This window comes from Pseudacidovorax sp. DMC4 (assembly GCF_056314265.1).
Genome location: NZ_JBQUYR010000002.1, coordinates 301,442 through 318,617, shown reverse-complemented (window position 1 = coordinate 318,617; position 17,176 = coordinate 301,442). Strand labels below are relative to the sequence as shown.

Here is a 17,176-nt window from a genome sequence, read left to right as displayed (position 1 = left end):
AGGCACAAGCCGGCATTGCGCCGGCACCTGCGCATTCTTGTCCCGCTCGTCGTGGATGACAATCCGCCGCTTGCTTGACAGACTGTCAAATGGGATTTGACGATGGACCTGAACATGCTCTCCCTGCTGGTGGAGATCATCGAAGCCGGCAACCTGAGCGAGGCAGCACGGCGCCTGCGCATGAGCCGCGCCAACGTGAGCTACAGGCTGGCCCAGTTCGAACGGACCCTGGGCCAGCAGCTGTTGCGCCGCACCACCCGCCGCATCGAGCCCACCGAGATCGGCCAGCGGCTCTACGAGCACGGCCGCGCCATCCGCGACGAATTGCTTGCAGCGCGCGAATCGGTGCAGATGCTGGGCCAGAGCCTGCAGGGCCGCATCCGGCTGTCCGTGCCCAGCGGCTACGGCCAGCAGGTGATGGCCGCCTGGCTGATCGACTTCAAGCGGCAGTACCCCGGCATCGTGCTGGACGTGGTGTTCGAGAACCGGGTGGAAGACCTGCTGCAGGGCGAGGTGGACATCGCCGTGCGCGTGATGTCCGAGCCACCGCAGAACCTGGTGGCGCGCGACCTGGGCCGCGTGCGCTACGTGGCCTGCGCCTCGCCGGCCTATGCGCACGCGCACGGACTGCCACAGTCGCTGGAGGCGCTGCGGCAGTCGCCGCTGATCACCGCCATGGTGATCGGCCGGCAGCTGCGCGTGGCGGCCTACCTGGGCGCCGAGCGGCACGAGGTGCTGCTCGAGCCGACGCTGATCTCGGAGAACTTCGAATTCCTGCGCCAGGCCATCGAGGCCGGCCTGGGCGTGGGCATCGTGCCCGACTACGTGGTGCGCCATGCCGTCGACCGCGGCGAGGTGCTGACCACGCTGGACGAATGGCGCCTGTCGATCTTCGGCAACCACATGTACATGCTGTACATGCCCAACCGCCACCACACCCGGGCGACCACGTTGTTCATCGATTTCCTGCTCGAACGCGTGAAGGAGACGGGCCGGCGCTGATGAGGCGGCCCGTCCGGGCCAGGAATCAGAGACCTTCGGGCCGCATGGGAATGTCGCCCATGGCTTCGTCGTTGCGCACGTCGCCGGCCACCTTGAGCGTGTCGATGGAGAGACCATCGCCCCGGCCGGCGAAGCCCTGGGCGATGCCTTCGAGCGCCGAGGCCAGCGGCTGATTGCCGTCTTCGCGCGCATTCATGCTGATGTTGAGCACGCGCGCTGCCATCTGGCGGTAGCTGACGACGCCGTTGCGCTCCAGCAGCGCCACCAGGTCGAGGTACAGCGCCAGGTTGAGGTCGAACGCCAGCTTGGCGGACGGCTCGAAGCCGGCACCACCCGGCAGGTTGTCGTTGTCGTTGTTGTCGTTCATGGCTTCTTGCTCTTTCTTCATCAGGATGCGGCCGCCGCCTGGCGCTGGCGCATGGCCTCGTACAGGCAGACGCCACTGGCCACGGACACGTTCAGGCTCTCGACCGCGCCAGCCATCGGAATGCTGACCAGCTCATCGCAGGTCTTGCGGGTGAGCTGGCGCATGCCGGCGCCCTCGGCGCCCAGCACCAGGGCCGTGGGGCGGCGCATGTCGCACTGGTAGAGGGTGCCGGGCGCGTCGTCGCTGGTGCCCACGACCCAGATGTCGCGTTCCTTCAGCTCGTTGAGCGTGCGCGCCAGGTTGGTCACCATGAAATAGGGCACCGTCTCGGCCGCGCCGCTGGCCACCTTGGCCACCGTGGCATTGATGCCGGCGGCATGGTCCTTGGGCGCGATCACGGCCTGGGCACCGGCACCGTCGGCCACGCGAAGGCATGCGCCCAGGTTGTGCGGATCGGTCACGCCGTCGAGCACCAGCAGCAGCGGCACGGTGCCCGCGGCGTCGAGCTGGTCGAGCAGCTCGTCGAGGGAATGGGTCTGGGCGACAGGCTCGACGCGGGCGGCGACACCCTGGTGCCCATGGCCGCCGGTCAGGCGGGCCAGCCGCACGCCGTCGGCTTCGATGAGGCGCACGCCGCTTTCCTGGGCGCGGGCGATGAACTGCTTCATGCGGGCATCGCGCCGCGTGGGATCGAACAGCACCTCGAGGACGGAACCCGGCGAGGTCTTCAGCCGCACGCCCACGGCGTGGAAGCCGAAGATCACTTTGGGGGAGGAAGACATATCGCGCGGGATTATCGGCGGCCACCGGCGAGCCGCCCTCCTCCGCATGCCCGGGCCTTGTCGGCCGGCGCCGCATGGGCCTGACGGCCAAGGGCGCCCCCACCCGCGCCCCGCGCCCCGCGGCGCCCATGCGGCGTGCCGGCGCCCCGCGGGGACCGCCTACCGCGCGCCGCTCAGGCGGCGGTGGCCCTGCTGCCCTTTATCGCGTCCATCACCTGCGGCGCCTGCGCGGGGCTTGCAAGGCCGTCGCCGGCCCAGGCGACGAACTGGTCCGGCCGGACCAGCACGAGCGCGGCACCGTAGCGCTGGCGCTCGCCGTCCGCCGTGTCGCGGACCACGGTCAGGGGCAGCTTCACCGCTGCCGCAGCTTCGACCAGGGCTGCGACGTCCGCATCGCTTGCGCCGAAGGCCAGCAGCGTGTAGCCCTCGCCCAGCGCCTCGAAAACGTTGCGGCCGTCGCGCAGGCCGGCCGGCGCCAGGTGATGGCCCGCGCGGGCCCGGAAGCTGTGGCTGCCCACCGCGCTGCATGGTCCGGCCTGGGCGCCGGGAGCGTGCAGCACGACCGGAGATCCTTCGTAATGGGGTTCGAAGGACTGCACCTCGCCCACCGCGCCGCTGCTGCGCGCGTTCCACGCCTGCTCGAAGGCCGCGGGGTCGCGGGCCGGGTCGTGGGCACGCAGGAAGTCGCGGTCGATCTCGATGGAGCGCGCGATGAAGTCGCGCGAGGTGGAGGCGAACACCGGCCGGCGCTCGGCGTCGTAGGAATCGAGCAGCGCCTCGCCGCCCCAGCCCTGCAGCGTGGCAGCGAGCTTCCAGCCCAGGTTGCGCGCATCCTCGAAGCCGGTGTTGACGCCATAGCCGCCATAGGGCGGATGGCTGTGGGCCGCGTCGCCCGCGATGAACACCGGGCCGGCGCGGTAACTGTCGGCGATGGCGAAGCGCAGGTCCCAGAAGCCGATGTGCTGGAAGTCCACCTCGAACTCGGCGCCGACCGCCTCGTGCAGATAGCGCTTGAAGTCGAAGTTGTCGCGCGTGGTGCCGGGCGGCACCGGCGCATGGAAGAACCAGGTGCTGCCCAGGTCGACACGGCCGAAGAACTTCCAGTAGCCGTCCAGCTCGGGCTGCAGCACGTTGTAATAGGACTTCCCGGGGTAACGAGACAGCAGCTGGTGCAGGCCTTCGGAGCGGAAGACCAGCAGCACCATCATGCGGTCGTGGTCCGACAGCGTCTGCGTGATGCCGGCCTGGGCGCGCACCCTGGAGCGGCTGCCATCGCAGCCCACCAGGTAGCGGCCTTCGATGATGCGGTGGCCCTCGCCCCCGGTCTCCGCCCCCTCGGCGTAGACGGTGTCGTTGTCCACACGCACGTCCTCGGCCGTCCAGCCGTAGAGCACGCGCACGGTGGGCAACTGGGCGGCGCGGGCACGCAACACCGCCTCGGTGGCGTACTGCGGCAGACGTTCGTTGGCGGTGAAGTAGTAGGGCCGCACCAGTTCGCGCTGCAGCCAGTCGTAGTGGTAGGGGCTCAGCAGCGTGCCATGCGCCGTCAGGCCGCCGATGCCGTATTCCGGCGGAATGGTGCGGGCCGCACGCAGGGCCGCCTCGGCGCCCCAGAAATGGAAGTGCTCCATCGTGCGCTGCGTCAGGTTCTGGCCCTTGGGGATGGGCTGCGGCTCGCGGTGGCGTTCCACCAGCGTGCAATGGATGCCGCGCTGGCCCAGCTCGATGGCCAGGCCGATGCCCACCGGGCCGCCGCCGACGATGACGACCTGTGTCTTCTCGTGCGGAATGCCGGTGCTTGCGTTGTCTGCGGTCATGGTGTGCGGTCTCGATGTTGTGTAGGCGATGGCGGTATTGGGCCGCAGGCCCAGGCATCAGACAAGTTTAGGTATGACATGCACTCATAAAATCGGCATATGAACCTGACCATGCGGCAGATCCGCGCCTTCCTGAGCGTCGCCCAGGCCGGCAGCTTCACCCGGGCGGCCGAGCGGGTGCACATGACCCAGGCCGGTCTCAGCATCCTGGTGCGCGAGGTCGAGAAGCAGCTGGGCGCGCGCCTCTTCGACCGCACCACGCGCGCCGTGCAGCTCACCGAGGCGGGTCGGCGCTTCGCCGCGGTGGCCGAGAACGTGCTGCAGCAGCTGGACGACGCCGGCACCGAGGTCGGCGCGCTGGGCCAGCGCACGCGCCAGCAGCTGCGCATCGCGGCGACGCCGCTGGTGTCGTCGCACCTGCTGCCGCAGATGCTGGCGCGCTTCAGCCAGGCGCAGCCCGAGGTGCGCATCCAGCTCCTGGACAGCGACCTGCAGGGCGTGCAGGCGCTGGTGGAGTCGGGCGCGGCGGACATCGGGCTGGGCTTCTTCTTCAAGGTGACCTCGGGCCTTGTGCGGCGGCAGATTGCCGAATTCGCATTGATGAAGGTCTCGCCTGCGGCCGAGGCGCCCACGGCCGTCGGCCGGACGGGCTGGACCTCGCTGCGCGGCACGCGCCTGATCACCCTGCCGGCCGAGAACCCGATCCAGCGCAGCATCGACACCCATCTGCATCGCCTGGGCGTGACGCCCGAGGAGACACAACCGGTCAGCTTCATCGCCACCATGATCTCCATGGTGGAAGCCGGCTTCGGCAGCGCCGTGATCCCCACCTTCGCCGTGGCCGCCTGCCGGCGCCACCGTGTGGCCATCGACGTGCTGGGCAGCCCGCAGGTCAAGCTGGGCTTCTACCGGGTCTCGCGGCGCGGTGCGGCGCAGACGGCGGCGATGCAGGCCTTCGACGAAGTGCTGGTCGAACTACTTCCGACGATGTCGCGTTGAGCCTCGACAGGACGGGGGCCATTCATTGCCATGGCTAATCAATGCATGTGATTCCTGAATTTCACTTCATGGCCGCCCGCTGGCCCAATAGCACGCATCCCGACGCGCCGCCTTGCGCTGGCGCAAACTGAGATTCGACCGCCGCATGAAGCGGCAGGAGTGGAGACATGAAGATGAAGTGGATGCGCTGGCTGCCCCTGGTGGCCGCCGCAATGACGAGTGCGGCCCCCGCCTGGGCCTGGCCCGACCGCCCCATCACGCTGGTCGTGCCCTACACGCCCGGCACGGGCATCGACATCGTGGCCCGCCAGCTGTCGGCCCGCCTGCCGAAGACCCTGGGCCAGCCGGTGGTGGTGGACAACGTGCCCGGCGCCAGCGGCAACATCGGCAGCGAGCGCGTGGCGCGCGCCGCGCCCGACGGCTACACGCTGCTGGTGCAGGTCAACACGCTGGTGATGAACAAGAGCCTGTACAAGTCGCTGCCCTATGACCCCGTCAACGACTTCGCGCCCGTGGCCCTCACGTCGTGGGGCACGCTGCTGCTGGTGACCAACCCGCAGGTGCAGAAGGCGCACACGGCCGCCGAACTGGTGGCCCAGGCCAAGGCCAAGCCCGGCCAGCTCACCTACGGCACGCCCGGCGTGGGCACGCCGCACCATCTGTCGATGGCGCTGCTGACGCAGACCTCGGGCGTCGACATGCTGCATGTGCCCTACAAGGGCACAGCCGGCGCCGTGACCGACCTGCTGGGCGGCCGGCTCGACGCCATGTTCCTGCCGGTGCATGTGGCCCTGCCGCACATCAAGGCCGGCAAGCTGCAGGCACTGGCGGTGGGCAGCGACAAGCGCGTGCCGCAACTGCCGCAGACGCCCACGCTGACCGAGGCCGGTCTCAAGATGGGCAGTGTGGACATGTGGTACGGCGTATTGGCGCCCAAGGGCACGCCGCAGCCGGTGATCGATCGCCTCAACCGGGAGATCGCCGACGTGCTCAAGCAGCCCGAGGTGGCGACCATCTTCGAGGCGCAGGGCATGGTGCCCGCCCAATCGACGCCCGCCGACTTCGGCAAGCTGATTGCCAAGGACGCGACGCGCTGGGCCGAGGTGGTCCGTACCGGCAACATCACCGCCGACTAAGCGTCGGTGCGGCGGGTGGCGCCGTGATGCAGCCTCCGTCTTGCGCAGCCCCTGGCACGAAGGCTGGCCGACGGGCACCGCCCGCCAGCCGGCAGGCTGCAGATCAGGCGCCCTTGAGCGCCGCAGCGTGGTGCGCCACGTGGTCGCCGATGAAGCTGGCGATGAAGTAGTAGCTGTGGTCGTAGCTCGGCTGCATGCGCAGCGTGAGCGGATGGCCGGCAGCCTCGCAGGCCTTCTGCAGCAGCTCGGGCCGCAGCTGGCCGGCCAGGAATTCATCGCCCTCGCCCTGGTCCACCAGCAGCGGCAGGCGCTCGGTGGCGGTGCCGATCAGCTCGACCGCGTCATGGGCTGCCCACGCACTGCGGTCCTCGCCCAGGTAGGCCGCGAAGGCCTTCTGACCCCACGGCACCTGCGTCGGCGCCACGATGGGCGAGAAGGCCGACACGCTCGCGTAGCGACCCGGATGGCGCAGGGCCAGCGTCAGCGCGCCATGGCCGCCCATCGAATGGCCGGCGATGCCTCGCCGCGCGGTGGCGGCGAAGTGCTGCTCCACCAGCGCAGGCAGCTCCTGCACCACGTAGTCCTCCATGCGGAAATGCGGCGCCCAGGGCGCCTGCGTGGCATTGAGGTAGAAGCCGGCGCCCTGCCCCAGGTCGTAGGCCGGGTCGTTGGCGATGGCATCCCCGCGCGGGCTGGTGTCGGGCGCCACCAGAATCAGCCCATGCTGCGCCGCATGCTGCTGCGCCCCGGCCTTGGTGATGAAGTTCTGTTCGCTGCAGGTCAGGCCCGACAGCCAGTACAGCACCGGGCAGGCCTCGCCGGCCAGTGCGGCGGGCGGCAGGTAGACGCCCAGCTTCATCTCGCAGCCCAGCACTGCGGAGGCGTGCTTCCACACCTCCTGGCGGCCGCCGAAACTGGCGTGGTATTCGACGCGTTCCATCGTGTTTTGCGCGCTCAGGCGTAGTGCACGACGGAGCGGATCGACTTGCCCTCGTGCATCAGGTCGAAGGCCTCGTTGATGTCCGTCAGCGGCATGGTGTGCGTGACGAAGGGCTCGAGCTGGATGCGGCCGGCCATCGCGTCCTCCACCATGCCCGGCAGTTGCGAGCGGCCCTTGACGCCGCCGAAGGCCGTGCCCAGCCAGCGGCGGCCCGTCACCAGCTGGAATGGCCGGGTCGAGATCTCCTGCCCCGCGCCCGCCACGCCGATGATCACCGACTGGCCCCAGCCCCGGTGCGCGCATTCCAGCGCGGCGCGCATGACATTGACGTTGCCGATGCATTCGAAGCTGTGGTCCACGCCCCAAGTCGTCATCTCGACGATCACCTGCTGGATCGGCTTGTCGAAATCCTTGGGGTTGATGCAGTCCGTGGCGCCGAAGGTCTTCGCCAGTTCGAACTTGGACGGATTGGTGTCGATGGCGATGATGCGGCCGGCCTTGGCCAGCTTGGCCCCCTGGATCACCGCCAGGCCGATGCCGCCCAGGCCGAAGACCGCGACGGAATCGCCCTCCTGCACCTTGGCCGTGTTCTTGACGGCGCCCAGGCCCGTTGTCACGCCGCAGCCCAGCAGGCAGACCTGCTCGGGGTTGGCGTCGGGGCTGATCTTGGCCAGCGACACCTCGGCCACCACGGTGTACTCGCTGAAGGTCGAGCAGCCCATGTAGTGGTAGACCGGCTGGCCGTTGTAGCTGAAGCGGGTGGTGCCGTCGGGCATCACGCCCTTGCCCTGGGTGGCGCGCACGGCCACGCACAGGTTGGTCTTGCCGCTCTTGCAGAACAGGCATTCGCCGCATTCGGCGGTGTAGAGCGGAATGACATGGTCGCCCGGCTTGACGCTGGTGACGCCCTCGCCTACCTCGACCACGATGCCGGCGCCTTCATGGCCCAGCACGGCGGGGAACAGGCCTTCCGGATCGTCGCCGCTCAGGGTGAAGGCGTCGGTGTGGCAGACGCCCGTGTGGGTGATCTTGACCAGCACTTCGCCCTTCTTCGGCGGGGCCACGTCGAGCTCAACGATCTGCAGGGGTTCTCCGGCCTTGAAGGCAACGGCGGCGCGGGATTTCATGGTCGGTTCTCCTGATGAGGGATGGGTAGGGAAACGAAGAAGGTCTCAGCGCAGGTAGCTGCGCACGATGCGCATCACCTGCTCGATCTCTGCCTGGGTATCGGCCGGCTTTTCGCCGGCGGTGCCGAAGGTTTCGCGAAGGTGGCTGTCGAGCACCTCGGCCATCAGGCCGGTGGCGGCGCCACGCAGCGCCGACAGCTGCTGCAGCAATGCGCCGCAGTCGGTGCCGGCCTCCACCGCACGCTCCAGCGCCTCCGTCTGGCCACGGATGCGGCGCAAGCGGGTGATGACGCGCTTCTTCTCTTCGGCGGAATGGGGCAAAGGCGCTCCTCGGATACTCCCGGGGAGTATAAGAGTAGCGTCGTGCCGCGTCGAGTGGCGACGCGCTCGACAGTCGTCGTCCGGGTCAGGCGGCCAATGGCGCCGACGTCGATTCGTCCTGCGCGACCCGGCCGGCGGCAATGGTGATACGCCGCTCGCAGCGTTGCGCAATGGCGCGGTCGTGCGTCACCAGCAGCAGCGTCGTGCCCAACTCGCGGTTGAGATCAAACATGAGTTGCATCACCTGCTCGCCGGTGGCGAAGTCCAGGCTGCCAGTGGGCTCGTCGGCCAGCAGCAGCCGCGGCTGCACCACGAAGGCGCGGGCCAACGCCACCCGCTGCTGCTCGCCCCCGGACAGCAGCTTGGGATAGTGGCCCAGGCGCTGCCCCAGTCCGACGCGGCCCAGCATCTCGGTGGCGGCGGCGCGGGCATCGCTGCGGCCGGCGAGTTCGAGCGGCAGCATCACGTTCTCCAGCGCCGTCAGGTTGCCCAGCAACTGGAAGCTCTGGAACACGAAGCCGACCTGGCGTGCGCGCAGTGCGGCGCGGTCGTCCTCGTCCACCGCGAAGAGGTCCTCGCCCGCCAGCCTGACCGTGCCGCGGGTGGGAACGTCCAGCCCCGCGATGATGGACAGCAAGGTGCTCTTGCCGGAGCCCGACGCACCGACGATGGCGGCGGTCTCCCGCGCGCCGAGGGTGAAATGGATGTCTTGCAGAATGTCCAGCGTGCCTGTGGAATCGGCGACGGACTTGTAGACGTGTTCGACGGCGACGATGGCTTCCACGGTGTTGGACATGAATTGGAAAGGACTCGCGTGCTGATTCGACGTCACTTTATCCTGCGCACCGCGCTGGCCCTGTCGGCGGCGGGCCCGTGGGGTCTTTCGGCCCTGGCGCAGCCGGCGCCGGCCAAGACACCCGTGATCCTGGTGGTCGGCGACTCGCTGTCGGCCGAGTACGGCCTCAAGCGCGGCGAAGGCTGGGTGGCGCTGATGGAGAAGCGGCTCGCCGAGCAGAAGATCGCCGCCAAGGTCATCAACGCCAGCATCAGCGGCGACACGACCTCCGGCGGCCGGGCGAGATTGCCCGCCCTGCTGGCCCAGCACAAGCCCACGCACGTCATCCTGGAACTGGGCGCCAACGACGCCCTGCGGGGCCTGCCGCTGGCATCGACCGAGGACAACCTGATGCAGATGGCAAAGGCCAGCCAGGCGGCCGGTGCCAAGGTGCTGGTGGTGGGGATACAGGTGCCGCCCAACTACGGGACGGACTACACGCGGCGCTTCGGGGAGATCTTCGGCCGCGTGGGAAAGGCGACCCAGTCCGACGTGGTGCCCTTCCTGCTGAAGAACGTGGCAGACGGGCCGGATGCGGCTTCGATGTTCCAGGCGGACCGAATTCATCCGCTGGCCATCGCGCATCCCCGCATTCTCGAGAACGTCTGGCCCGCCGTGCGCAGGATGCTGCGCTGAAGGGGCGAGCCTGGCCGGCGGAGGGGCTCAGCCGTCCTTGGTGGGCGTGTCGGGCACGGTGGGCGCGTCGTGCTCGAGCGAGGCGACATCCGTTTCGGGATCGCCAGGCGCGAGGCCCGGGCTGCTCGGGGGGATCTTGCGCTCCGCCTTGGCCCGCAGCTTCTCTTCCTTCTTCTGCCTCTTGGCCAGTTCCCGCTGCCTTTTCTCGTAACCGTAATTGGGTGTGGCCACGCGCACGCCTCCTTGTCGATGCCGCCGCCCCGGGGCTCGGGGCAGCCTCCGCCCCAATGTAAGCGATATCGCAGGACGTGCCTACGGCGCGCCAGGCGCTAGCAAGTCCGGCGCGAAGCCGAAGCCGCGCTCAGAGCCGGGCGAGCGCCTGCGCCAGGTCAGCCTGCAGGTCCTCCACCCGCTCCAGCCCCACCGAGAAGCGCACCAGCGTGCCCTTGTGGGGCCAGCGGCTCACGGAAGGGTCGCGCATCAGGCCGATGTCGTAGGGCACGACGAGGCTGATGGGTCCGCCCCACGAGTAGCCCAGCTTGAACAGCTTCAGACTGTCGCAGAAGCGGTCGATGGCCTCGACGGCAAAGCGGCCATCGAAAACCACCGAGAAGAGCCCGGCCGCCAGGTCGCTGGCGCCGCACAACGTCTGCCAGTGCGCATGACCGGGCGAGCCGGGCAGCGCCGGGTGCAACACCTGCGCAATTTCCTCCCGCTCGCCCAGCCAAGTGGCCAGGGTGCGCGCCGCGCGGTCGTGCGCGGCATAGCGCAGATGCACGCTGGGCAGCGCCCGCAGCAGCGTCTCGGCGTCGTTGGCACCGACACCGATGCCCAGGCGCATGTGCGTGAGCTTGAGCTTGAGGTGCAGGGCCTCATCGCGGGTGACCACGCTGCCCATCAGCACATCGCCACCGCCGCTCGGGTACTTGGTGAGCGCATGGACGGAGATGTCCACGCCCTGCCCGTCGCCCACGAGGTCGAAGGGATTGAAGGCCAGCCCTGCGCCCCAGGTGTTGTCGAGTGCGCTGACCACGCTCCGCGCGCGGCAGGCCGCGACCAGCGCGGGCAGGTCGGGAAACTCCATCGTGACCGAGCCCGGCGCCTCGATCCAGACAAGTCGGGTGCGCTCGGAAATCTTGGCGGCGAGGTCCGCGGGGTCCATCGCGTCGTACAACCGGTGGGTGATGCCATAGTTGGCGAGCTCACCGGTGGCCAGGGCCTTGTTGGGGCCGTAGGCGTTGTCGGGGATCAGCACCTCGTCGCCACGGCTGAGCAGCGAGAGCGCCACCAGCGAGATGGCGGCCAACCCGCTCGGCGCCAGCAGGCACTGGCTGCCGCCTTCGAGGGCTGCCAGCCGTTCCTCGAGCAGGAAGGTGGTGGGGGTGCCGTGAAGGCCGTAGGTGTAGCCGGCCTTGCTCTTCCAGTCGCGCGCACGCATCGCGGCGACGTTGGGGAAGAAGACCGTCGAGGCCTTGAAGATGCCCGGCTGTGGGGCTTCGAAACTCGACGGGGGAAGGTAGGGGTGGTGGATCAGGTCGGTGGCAGATGCGCTCATGCCACCGATGCTAGCCCCTCTTCAGACGGACCACTTCTTAAGCAGCTTCTCCGGTCGCATCGTGTCGTAGCCCTCGAAGGGCTGGTGGATCCAGGGATTGGTCTCCAGGTACTCCACCGAGTAGTCGGGCGTGAACACCGACAGCTGCTTGGTCCAGAGCACCGCGCTGCGCAACTCGGTGATGGGGGCGTACTTGGTGCGCAGCAGTTCCACCACGGCCTGCAGCGTGTGTCCGGAATCGGCCAGATCGTCCACCAGCAACACGCGGCCGGCGATCTCGCCTTTGGGTGTGGTGATGTAGTGGGCGATGTCCAGGTGGCCCTGGATAGTGCCGCCCTCGGAGCGGTACGAGCTGGTGGACATGATGGCCAGCGGCTTGTCGAAGATGCGCGACAGCACATCGCCGGGCCGCATACCGCCGCGGGCCAGGCACAGGATGTTGTCGAACTCCCAGCCGGACTGGTGGATCTTGAGCGCGAGCTTCTCGATGAGGTTGTGGTACTCGTCGTAGCTGACGTACAGGTGCTTGCCGTCTTCGGTCAACATGGGTCGTGGGCTCCTGGCGTGTTCAATCGGCGAGGTAGGGATGGCGCATCATGATCGTGTGGTCACGATCCGGGCTGGTCGAGATCATGGCGATGGGCACGCCCGTCACCTGCTCGATGCGCTGCAGGTACAGCCGGGCATTGACCGGCAGCTTGTCGTACTGCGTCACACCCACGGTGCTGTCGGACCAGCCTTCCATCGTCTCGTACACCGGCACGCAGCGCTCGATCTCGTCGGCACCCAGCGGCAGGATGTCGATGTGCTCGCCGTCCAGCTCGTAGCCGGTGCACAGCTTGAGTTCCTCGATGCCGTCCAGCACGTCGAGCTTGGTGATGCACAGCCCCGACAGGCCGTTGACCTGGGCCGAGCGCTTGAGCAGCGCGGCGTCGAACCAGCCGCAGCGGCGCGAACGGCCGGTGGTCACGCCCTTCTCGGCACCCACGGTCGACAGGTGGTAGCCCACGGTGCCGGGCTTCTCCCAGTCCAGCTCGGTGGGGAACGGGCCGCCGCCCACGCGGGTGCAGTAGGCCTTGGTGATGCCGAGCACGTAGTGCAGCATGCCCGGGCCCACGCCCGAGCCGGCGGCCGCATTGCCGGCCACGCAGTTGCTGGAGGTGACGTACGGATAGGTGCCGTGGTCGACATCAAGCAGCGTGCCCTGCGCGCCTTCGAACAGCAGGTTGGCGCCGTTGCGGTGGGCCTCGTTCAGTTCACGTGACACGTCGGCGATCATGGGCTTGAGCACCTCGGCGTGCTTCATCGCCTCGCTGTAGACAGCATCGAAGTCGATGGGCTCGGCACCCAGCACCTGCGTCAGCACATGGTTGTGCAGGTCGAGCAGCACGCGCAGCTTCTGCGCGAAGCGCTCGGGGTGCTTCAAGTCCTGCACGCGCAGCGCGCGGCGGGCGATCTTGTCTTCGTAGGCCGGGCCGATGCCGCGGCCGGTGGTCCCGATCTTCTCGATGCCGCCCTTTTCGCGATAAGCCTCGCGCGCCACGTCCAGCGCGGCGTGGAAGGGCAGGATCAGCGGGCAGGCCTCGGACACGCGCAGGCGCGAACGCACCTCCACCCCCGCTTTCTCCAGCCCTTCGATCTCTTCGAACAGTTTGGCGCACGACAGCACCACGCCGTTGCCGATGTAGCAGGTCACGCCCGGGCGCATGATGCCGCTGGGAATGAGGTGCAGCGCCGTCTTGACGCCGTTGATGACCAGCGTGTGGCCCGCGTTGTGGCCGCCCTGGAAGCGCACCACACCCTGGGCGCTTTCCGTCAGCCAATCGACCAGCTTGCCCTTGCCCTCGTCGCCCCACTGGGTGCCGACGACGACCACGTTACGTCCGGTTGTCACGCTCATGAATGTTCTCGTTGATCAGATGGCTTGCACTTCCCACCGGCCGCCGACGCAGTTCAGCGTGCGGTCGCAGTGGAATTCGTCGATTTCGCTCTCATGGCCCGGCAGCACGCAGACCACCGTCTCGCCGCCGGCGCGCAGCGCCGCAATGGCACTGCGCAGGCCAGCGTCGGTGTCGCTCCAGGGTGCACGGATGGCCGCGCGCAGGGGCGGCCGCGGCACCACGGCCACCAGGCTGCGTACGTCCAGGCTGAAGCCCACGGCTGGCCGGTTGCGGCCGAAGACCGCACCCACCTCGTCATAACGGCCGCCCCGCGCCAGCGAGTCGTTGGCACCCTCAGCGTAGATCGCAAACCGGGCACCGCTGTAGTAGGCATAGCCCTGAAGGTCGGCCAGGTCGAAGCTCACGCGGGCGGTGCCCAGTTCGGCCAACTGGGCCGACAGCCAGCGCAGGCCCGCCACGGCCGACAGGGCGTCAGGGAAGGCAGCCAAGACGCGTTCGGCTTCGTCCAGCACCAAGCGGTCGCCGTACAGCTCGGGCAGGACGCGCAGCGCATCGCGCACAGGCGCCGGGAATCCGCGTGTGAGTTCAACCAGCGTGCTCGCATCCTTGGCGGCCAGGGCCGCATGCACGCGCTCCAGGATGTCGCGGGGCGCCTGGGCGCCGGCCAGCAGGGCACGCACGATGCGCACGTCCGCCAGATCCACGAGCGCATCGCGCACATCCGCGGCACGCAGCGCGGCGAGAGCGAGTTCGAGCGCTTCGAGGTCCGCCTCGCGGCCGGCATGGCCGTAGATCTCGGCACCGAACTGCAGCGGCTCGCGGGTGGCGTTGGGACCGTCGGGCCGCGCATGCAGCACGGGCCCGCAGTAGCACAAGCGTGCCACGCCTTCGCGATTGAGCAGGTGCGCATCGATACGGGCGACCTGCGGCGTGGTGTCGGCACGCAGGCCCATGCTGCGGCCGGAGAGTTGGTCGACGAGCTTGAAGGTCTGCAGGTCCAGCGCCTCGCCGGTGCCCGAGAGCAGCGATTCCAGATGCTCGATGAGCGGCGGCATCACCAGCTCGTAGCCGTAGCTGCGGGCGGTGTCGAGGAGTTGGCGTCGGAGTTCTTCGATGTGGCGCGCCTCGGAGGGCAGCACATCGGCAATGTGATCCGGGAGGACCCAGGCGGACATGGCGTGTAGGCCGTGGTTAAAACGGGATTCTAACGGCCCTCGACAACGCCCCGGAGACGGCCGCGGCGGGCCGTCGCCTCAAGGACGCACGTGGAAGGCCTTCGGCAAGACGAAGGGATTCAGCTCGCCAGCCAGAAGAGCAGCACGCCGACGGCCACGCTGCACAGGGCAAAGAAGCGCAGTTGGCCGTCGCGCAGCTGGAGCAGCTGGCTGAACGCACGACGCCAGCCACCCGGCGAGAGCAGCGGAAACAGCCCCTCGATCACCAGCACGAGCGCCAGCGCCTGCCAGAGGCTGTCGCCGCTCATCAGCGCTGGGGCGAGGTGGTACTGCCGCTGCTGCGCATCGCGCGGAAGAAGTCGGTGGCGGCAGGATCCACCACCAGCACGTCGCTCTTCTTGTTGAAGCTTTGCTTGTAGGCCTCGAGGCTGCGGTAGAACTGCGCGAACTGCGGATCGCGGCCGAAGGCATCGGCATAGGCGGACGCCGCCTGCGCATCGCCCTCGCCCTTGATCTTCTGGGCGTCGCGGTAGGCGTTGGCCACCGTGACCTCGCGCTGACGGTCGGCGTCGGCGCGGATCTTCTCGCCCTCGGCCTGGCCGGTCGAACGCAACTCGTTGGCCACACGCTTGCGCTCGGCCTCCATGCGACGGTAGACCGACTCGGTGATGGCCTCGACATAGTCGATGCGCGTCACACGGACATCCACGATGTCGATGCCCCAGGCGTTGCCGCCCTGCACCACACTCAGCACCTCGCGGCGGACGTCGTTCATCACGTCCTCGCGGCGCGCGGAGATCAGGTCGCGCACGGTGCGCTTGTTGATGTTCTCCTGGAAGGCATTGCGGACCACGCGGTTGAGCTGCACAGCACCGGCGCTCTCATCGAGGCCGACGTTGCGGATGTAGGCCGACGGATCCACGATGCGCCAGCGCACGTACCAGTCGATCACAACGCGCTGTTTCTCGGCCGTCAGCATGGGTTCGGTGTCCATGCTCGACAGCGTCAGCAGGCGCTTGTCGATGTACGAGACGTTCTGCACGGGCGGGGGCAACTTGAACTTGAGGCCCGGCTCGGTGATGACTTCCTTGATCTGGCCTAGCTGGTAGACCACGCCGAACTGGCGCTGGTCCACCACGAAAAGCATGGAGCTGGCGAGCACCAGCAGGATGAGCAGCGAGGCGCCGATGAATCCGATTCTGTTCATGTTCTTGTTCTCCCCGGTTTCAGCGGACGTCACGCTCGCGCGAGCGAGCGTCGCGGGCGCGCGAATCACCCGAAGGAGCGACCGGGATGGCCGAGGATTGCGGCACGGCGGTGCCCGCCACCGCCGGCGGTGCGCCGTCGGCCGGCGCGGGCGTATTCTGCGATCCGCTCTGCTGCATCAACTTGTCCAGCGGCAGGTACAGCAGGTTCGAGCCCTGACGGCTTTCGACCAGCACCTTGCTGGTGTTGGCATAGATCTGCTGCATGGTGTCGGTGTACATGCGGTCACGCGTGACCTGCGGCGCCTTCTGGTACTCGGCCAGCACCTGGCCGAAGCGCTGCGCATCACCCTGGGCCTGCGCCGCCACACGGGCCTTGTACGCCTCGGCCTCTTCCTTCAGGCGCGAAGCCGTACCCACGGCACGCGGCACCACGTCATTGGCATAGGCCTGGGCCTCGTTCTTCGCGCGCTCGCGCTCCTGGCCGGCCTTGAGCACATCATCGAAGGCGGACTGCACCTGCTCGGGCGGACGCACGCCGCCCTGCTGCAGGTTGATGCCGACGACTTCCACGCCCACCTTGTAGCGGTCGAGGATGGTCTGCATCAGCTGGCGCACCCGCGGAGAGATCTGGTCGCGCTCCTCGGCGAGTGCGGCGTCCATCTTCATCTTGCCCACGACCTCGCGCACGGCGGTCTCGGCCACCTGCACCACGGTCTCGGACGGGCTCTTGCTTTCGAACAGCCAGGCCCGTGCGTCGGACAAGCGGTACTGCACCGCAAACTTGATCTCGACGATGTTCTCGTCCTCGGTCAGCATGGCCGACTCGCGCAGGCCAGTCGAACGCACGATGGCGTCACGACCGACATCGGCCGAACGGATCTGCGTGACCACCACGATCTCGTGGCGCTGGATCGGATAGGGAAGGCGCCAGTTGAAGCCGGCACCCACGGTCTGCTTGTAGCGACCGAACTGGGTGATCACCGCCTGCTGGCCTTCGTTGACGATGAAAAAGCCGGTGCCCAGCCAGATCAGCAACGCGACGCCGATGACGGCACCGATGCCGAAGCCCGCATTCTTCATGTCAGGCTTGCCGCCGCCGAAATTGGGCGGACGCGGACCACCGCCATTGCCACCGCGACCGCCGAACAGGCCGCCGAGCTTGCGATTGAAGTCGCGCCAGAGTTCGTCGAGATCCGGCGGCCCCTGGTTGGGACCCGGATTCCTCGGACGGGGGTTGGAAGGCGGCACGGGCGGCTCGCCCTCCGGCCGGCTCGTGGACGGGCGGTCGCCCTCGGAGGAGGACGACGCATCGTCGCCCCGACCCCAACGGCCATCGTTCAGGTTGAACATTCCCTGAACCCGTCTCCACACAGGC

General features: G+C 68.4%; 19 protein-coding genes. 4 read left to right on the top strand and 15 right to left on the bottom strand.

Annotation, left to right across the window (positions count from 1 at the left end):
• The first annotated feature begins 102 nt into the window (after positions 1-102).
• Positions 103-1,002 carry a LysR family transcriptional regulator gene (locus tag ACT54X_RS05145; protein WP_294374819.1) on the top strand — a complete coding sequence of 300 codons (900 nt, stop codon included), beginning with the start codon at positions 103-105 and terminating at the stop codon, positions 1,000-1,002.
• A 25-nt stretch (positions 1,003-1,027) separates the two neighbouring features.
• Here ACT54X_RS05145 and ACT54X_RS05140 read toward each other — a convergent pair whose 3' ends face one another.
• From ACT54X_RS05140 to ACT54X_RS05130, 3 genes are all read right to left on the bottom strand, one after another.
• Positions 1,028-1,369, bottom strand: coding sequence for a hypothetical protein (locus tag ACT54X_RS05140; protein WP_043114793.1), 342 nt, complete (start codon positions 1,367-1,369; stop codon positions 1,028-1,030).
• Positions 1,370-1,389: 20 nt separating this feature from the next.
• Positions 1,390-2,151 (bottom strand): 23S rRNA (guanosine(2251)-2'-O)-methyltransferase RlmB, encoded by a 762-nt coding sequence (rlmB, locus tag ACT54X_RS05135; protein ID WP_294374817.1) that lies wholly within the window; start codon positions 2,149-2,151, stop codon positions 1,390-1,392.
• A 173-nt stretch (positions 2,152-2,324) separates the two neighbouring features.
• The gene (locus ACT54X_RS05130; protein ID WP_476345401.1) at positions 2,325-3,968 is read right to left on the bottom strand and encodes an FAD-dependent monooxygenase; all 1,644 of its coding nucleotides are present in this window, start codon (positions 3,966-3,968) and stop codon (positions 2,325-2,327) included.
• Between the two features lie 99 nt (positions 3,969-4,067).
• On the opposite strand from ACT54X_RS05130, the gene ACT54X_RS05125 reads away from it, so the two are divergent.
• Positions 4,068-4,967, top strand: a complete 900-nt coding sequence (locus tag ACT54X_RS05125; RefSeq protein WP_476345399.1) for a LysR family transcriptional regulator — start codon at positions 4,068-4,070, stop codon at positions 4,965-4,967.
• A 167-nt stretch (positions 4,968-5,134) separates the two neighbouring features.
• Complete coding sequence (locus ACT54X_RS05120) at positions 5,135-6,103, top strand: tripartite tricarboxylate transporter substrate binding protein (RefSeq protein ID WP_476345397.1); 969 nt, start codon at positions 5,135-5,137, stop codon at positions 6,101-6,103.
• 103 nt (positions 6,104-6,206) lie between these two features.
• Here the strand turns inward: ACT54X_RS05120 and fghA are convergent, their stop codons facing one another.
• From fghA to ACT54X_RS05100, 4 genes are all read right to left on the bottom strand, one after another.
• Positions 6,207-7,043, bottom strand: coding sequence for an S-formylglutathione hydrolase (fghA, locus tag ACT54X_RS05115; protein ID WP_476345395.1), 837 nt, complete (start codon positions 7,041-7,043; stop codon positions 6,207-6,209).
• A gap of 14 nt (positions 7,044-7,057) precedes the next feature.
• Positions 7,058-8,170 carry an S-(hydroxymethyl)glutathione dehydrogenase/class III alcohol dehydrogenase gene (locus tag ACT54X_RS05110; protein WP_476345393.1) on the bottom strand — a complete coding sequence of 371 codons (1,113 nt, stop codon included), beginning with the start codon at positions 8,168-8,170 and terminating at the stop codon, positions 7,058-7,060.
• Positions 8,171-8,215: 45 nt separating this feature from the next.
• Positions 8,216-8,491: a metal/formaldehyde-sensitive transcriptional repressor gene (locus ACT54X_RS05105; RefSeq protein ID WP_294374809.1), complete on the bottom strand. Its 276-nt coding sequence runs from the start codon at positions 8,489-8,491 to the stop codon at positions 8,216-8,218.
• A gap of 85 nt (positions 8,492-8,576) precedes the next feature.
• Positions 8,577-9,287 (bottom strand): ABC transporter ATP-binding protein, encoded by a 711-nt coding sequence (locus ACT54X_RS05100; RefSeq protein WP_354318932.1) that lies wholly within the window; start codon positions 9,285-9,287, stop codon positions 8,577-8,579.
• Between the two features lie 21 nt (positions 9,288-9,308).
• On the opposite strand from ACT54X_RS05100, the gene ACT54X_RS05095 reads away from it, so the two are divergent.
• Positions 9,309-9,962 (top strand): arylesterase, encoded by a 654-nt coding sequence (locus ACT54X_RS05095; protein WP_476345655.1) that lies wholly within the window; start codon positions 9,309-9,311, stop codon positions 9,960-9,962.
• Positions 9,963-9,989: 27 nt separating this feature from the next.
• On the opposite strand, the gene ACT54X_RS05090 is transcribed toward ACT54X_RS05095, so the two are convergent.
• From ACT54X_RS05090 to hflK, 8 genes are all read right to left on the bottom strand, one after another.
• Positions 9,990-10,193 carry a hypothetical protein gene (locus tag ACT54X_RS05090; RefSeq protein ID WP_294374806.1) on the bottom strand — a complete coding sequence of 68 codons (204 nt, stop codon included), beginning with the start codon at positions 10,191-10,193 and terminating at the stop codon, positions 9,990-9,992.
• 130 nt (positions 10,194-10,323) lie between these two features.
• Positions 10,324-11,517, bottom strand: a complete 1,194-nt coding sequence (locus ACT54X_RS05085; RefSeq protein WP_294374803.1) for a PLP-dependent transferase — start codon at positions 11,515-11,517, stop codon at positions 10,324-10,326.
• 21 nt (positions 11,518-11,538) lie between these two features.
• Positions 11,539-12,063 carry a phosphoribosyltransferase gene (locus tag ACT54X_RS05080; RefSeq protein WP_017760720.1) on the bottom strand — a complete coding sequence of 175 codons (525 nt, stop codon included), beginning with the start codon at positions 12,061-12,063 and terminating at the stop codon, positions 11,539-11,541.
• A gap of 22 nt (positions 12,064-12,085) precedes the next feature.
• Positions 12,086-13,417 carry an adenylosuccinate synthase gene (locus ACT54X_RS05075; RefSeq protein ID WP_043114796.1) on the bottom strand — a complete coding sequence of 444 codons (1,332 nt, stop codon included), beginning with the start codon at positions 13,415-13,417 and terminating at the stop codon, positions 12,086-12,088.
• 15 nt (positions 13,418-13,432) lie between these two features.
• A complete protein-coding gene (locus tag ACT54X_RS05070) occupies positions 13,433-14,593 on the bottom strand; it encodes an ATP phosphoribosyltransferase regulatory subunit (RefSeq protein ID WP_294374798.1) in 1,161 nt (386 codons plus the stop codon).
• A 119-nt stretch (positions 14,594-14,712) separates the two neighbouring features.
• The gene (locus tag ACT54X_RS05065; RefSeq protein ID WP_294374796.1) at positions 14,713-14,901 is read right to left on the bottom strand and encodes a DUF2065 domain-containing protein; all 189 of its coding nucleotides are present in this window, start codon (positions 14,899-14,901) and stop codon (positions 14,713-14,715) included.
• Complete coding sequence (gene hflC, locus ACT54X_RS05060) at positions 14,901-15,800, bottom strand: protease modulator HflC (protein WP_294374794.1); 900 nt, start codon at positions 15,798-15,800, stop codon at positions 14,901-14,903. The genes ACT54X_RS05065 and hflC overlap by 1 nt, the downstream gene beginning before the upstream one ends.
• A gap of 19 nt (positions 15,801-15,819) precedes the next feature.
• On the bottom strand, positions 15,820-17,151 hold the full coding sequence (hflK, locus tag ACT54X_RS05055) for an FtsH protease activity modulator HflK (protein WP_294374793.1): 1,332 nt from the start codon (positions 17,149-17,151) through the stop codon (positions 15,820-15,822).
• Positions 17,152-17,176 lie beyond the last annotated feature (25 nt).